Here is a 3,449-nt window from a genome sequence, read left to right as displayed (position 1 = left end):
GCGGCCCGACAGCACGCCGAGCTGCAGTTGCGCGAGCTTGATCTGCTCGTCGTTCTGCGCGATCTGCGCGAGCAGCTTGCTGCGCTTGATCGCGGCATCGCTCGCGTCGTACGCGTTGTCGAGCCCGCGCGCGGTGCGCTCGCGCAGCACGGTCGTCACGCGCTGGCTCACCTTCAGCTTCTGCTGCAGCAGTTCCTGCATCGCATAGGCCTGGTCGAGCTGGCAGTACACGGTGACGATCGCGACCGCCAGCGTGAGCCGCACCTGCTCGGCCTCGACCCGCGCCGCTTCACGCAGCGACATCAGGCTCTTCGTCGCCGCGCGGTTCTTGCCCCACAGGTCGAGCTGGTAGTTGAGCCCGACGAACACCGACGACGGCGATACGTTCGGATCGCCGAAGATCTCGACCGGCACGCGATAGCCGCCGACCGACACGTTGGCGACGTCGTCGCCCGGCTTCGGCATCCGCGCGCGGCTGACCGTTGCGCCGGCCGTGCCCGTCAGCCCCGTCAACGAATCGAACTGCTGAAGCTGCGCCTGCGCGATCCGCAGCCGCGCCTGCGCAACCTGCAGGTCGGGGTTGTTCTGCGATGCCTCCGCGACCAGCGCGTCGAGCTGCGGATCCTGCAACTGCTTCACCCAGTCGGGCGCGGGCCACGCGCCGTTCACGCCGGGGCCGGCCGTCTGCGCGAGCGCATCGTCGGCCGGCGCGTGCAACGACAGCGACGGCAGGAAGCCCGTCGGCACGCATCCGCCCAGTGCCAACGACACCGCCGCGGCACCGATCACCGCGCCGCCCTTCATGCGATGCGCCCAACCCGCTGCTTGTTTCACACGCCGCATCTCGCTCCTCATCCCTGCTGAATGCGCCGCTCGACGCGCCGCGCCCGCTCGGCCAGCCGCGGCCGCGTGCGCTCGAGCGGGCCGAGCCGGCCGAACAGGCCGTCCGCGATGCCGAACAGGATGCCGGCGAGCTTCGCGCGCTTGTCGCGTTCGACGAGCGCGATCTGCACGACCTGCCACACGGTCAGCAGGTTCGGCACGATCGCCACCGGAAAGCGCAGCCCGTACTGCATCCCGAGCTGCACCGCATTGCGTGCGCTGTAGTAGCGCCGTTGCCACGAGTGATTCATCGACGTCATTTCGAACGGGCCGATCGCGTGACGCTGCTTCGCGCCGATCCGGTGCGGCAGCACCAGCGACGGCACGACATAAAGCGGCACGTTGCGCGCCAGTGCGCGGAAGCTGTACTCGGTGTCGACGTGATCGATGAACAGCGTCTCGTCGAAGCGGCCGAGCACGTCGAACGCATCGCGCGACACGACGCAGCCCGACGAGATCAGGAACGCGCAACGCTGCAGCGGCGCGCCCGGCTCGATGCGCAAGCGGCGCAGCCCGATCCCGTTGGTCGAGAGTTCGGGCAGGAAACTGCGCGCGTTCTCGTCGAAAATGCGCGGGCCGGCCAGGAACGCGCGCCCCGCGAGCCCTGCGCAGACATCGCGCATCGCGGGGAAATACGCGGCGGGCACGGACGAATCCTGATCGAACAGCGCGACGGCATCGACGCGGTCGCGAAACAGCGCCGCGAGGCCCGCGTTGTACGCGCCGGCAATGCCGCCGCGATTGCCGTGATGCAGCAGCGCGATGCCCTCGCGCGCGCACAGCTCGCGGGCCCGCGCATCGGGCTGCGGCGTGTTGTCGACGACGAGCAGCGCATCGCACGCGTGCCGCCAGGTGCCGAGCGCGTCGAGCTGCGCGTCGCTCGGGTGATACAGGATCACGAGTGCGCCGAGTGTCGTCATGTTCCTCTCCTCAATGCCCGAACGACGCGGCCGCGCCACGCTTCGGCCGCGTCAGCCACATCATCGCCGCGAGTGCGAGACACGTCATGCTCGCCATCCAGAACATGTCGTTGGTCGCCATCATGTAGGCCTGCTGCATCACGACCTGGTGCAGCGTCGTCAGCTCGCGCACGCCGTCCACGCCCATCGCGTTCAGCGTGTGCACGAAGCGCTGCGTGTTCGCCGATGCGTGCGTGACGGATTGCGACACGACGTCGTAGTGATAGGTCGCGCGGTTGTCCCACAGCGTCACGCTCATCGCGGTGCCGAACGCGGCCGACAGCGTGCGCAGGAAGTTCGACAGGCTCGACGCGGCGGCGAGCCGGTCGTCCGGAATGCGCGACAGCGTCGCGGCCGTCAGCGGAATGAAGAAGCACGGCAGCCCGATCCCCTGGATCAGCCCCGGCGCGGCGATCTGCGCGAACGTCATCTTCAGCGTGAAATGCGCATCCCACGCGAGCACGGCCGCGAACACGAGGAAGCCGAAGGTCGCGAGCACGCGCGCGTCGAAGCGGTGCGCGTGGATCCCGACGAGAATCGAGAACACCAGCGCGAGCACGCCGAGCGACGCTGTCGCGAGCCCCGCATGAAACGCGTTGTAGCCCATCACGGCCTGCATCCACAGCGGAAACACGACGCCGACCACCGAGAAGCTCATCATCCCGAGCGAGATGATCAGCACGCAGAACGAGAACGTGCGATCGCGGAACAGGCTCAGGTCGACGACGGGATGCGCCTCGCCCGCCTCCCAGATCAGCAGCGACACGATCGCGAGCCCCGCGACCACCGCCAGCGTGACGATCAGCGGCGACCCGAACCAGCCGCGATCATGGCCGAGATCGAGCATCGCCTGCAGCGAGCCGACGCCGATCACGAGCAGCACGATGCCCGGCACGTCGATCGGGCCGGCCGTGCCGCGTTGCGCGTCGGGGCGCAGCATCGCGGTGCAGACCGCGAACGAGAACAGCCCGATCGGCAGGTTGATCAGGAAGATCCACGGCCACGAGAAATTGTCGACGATCCAGCCGCCGACCACCGGCCCGAAGATCGGCGCGAGCAGCACCGTCATCGCCCACAGCGCGAGCGCGATCGTGCGCTTGTCCGGCGGGAACGTGCGCAGCAGGATCGTCTGCGACAGCGGCACCATCGGCCCCGAGCACAGCCCCTGCAGCGCGCGGCAGATCACGAGCACGTGCAGGTCGCGCGCGAGCCCGCACAGCAGCGACGTCAACGTGAACAGCAGCACCGCGCCGACGAACAGCCGCAGTTCGCCGACGCGGCGCGCGAGCCAGCCCGTCAGCGGCACCGCGATCGCGGCCGCGACCGAATACGAACTGATCACCCACGTGCCCTGGCTGTTCGATACGCCGAGACTGCCGGAGATCGCCGGCACCGCGACGTTCGTCACGGTCGAGTCGAGCACCTCGATGAAGGTCGCGAGCGACAGCGCGAACGTCAGCAGCGCGAGCCGGATACCGCGCACCGGTTGCGCGGCCGGTTCCGACGCCGGGGCCGGCGCATCGAACGCGGACGCCGCGACGGGCCCGTCGTGAAGCGGCGACGCGGTGCTCATGCGCCGGCCACCGCGGCTTCGGGCCGTGCGGCTGG

At 69.3% G+C, this 3,449-nt stretch carries 3 protein-coding genes; all 3 read right to left on the bottom strand.

Annotation, left to right across the window (positions count from 1 at the left end; translation table 11 throughout):
• On the bottom strand, positions 1-843 hold an 843-nt coding region (locus ABY44_RS03690; protein ID WP_431640874.1), incomplete at its 3' end, for a TolC family protein.
• An 8-nt stretch (positions 844-851) separates the two neighbouring features.
• The gene (locus tag ABY44_RS03685; protein ID WP_060173708.1) at positions 852-1,802 is read right to left on the bottom strand and encodes a glycosyltransferase family 2 protein; all 951 of its coding nucleotides are present in this window, start codon (positions 1,800-1,802) and stop codon (positions 852-854) included.
• Positions 1,803-1,812: 10 nt separating this feature from the next.
• On the bottom strand, positions 1,813-3,414 hold the full coding sequence (locus ABY44_RS03680; RefSeq protein ID WP_027789743.1) for a DHA2 family efflux MFS transporter permease subunit: 1,602 nt from the start codon (positions 3,412-3,414) through the stop codon (positions 1,813-1,815).
• Between the last annotated feature and the right edge of the window lie 35 nt (positions 3,415-3,449).

The organism is Burkholderia sp. ZZQ-2 (assembly GCF_050768715.1).
In the GTDB taxonomy this organism is placed as follows: Bacteria; Pseudomonadota; Gammaproteobacteria; order Burkholderiales; family Burkholderiaceae; genus Burkholderia; species Burkholderia cepacia.
The sequence above is the reverse complement of the archived record's forward strand: the minus strand, read 5'-3'. Positions and strand labels throughout refer to the sequence as shown.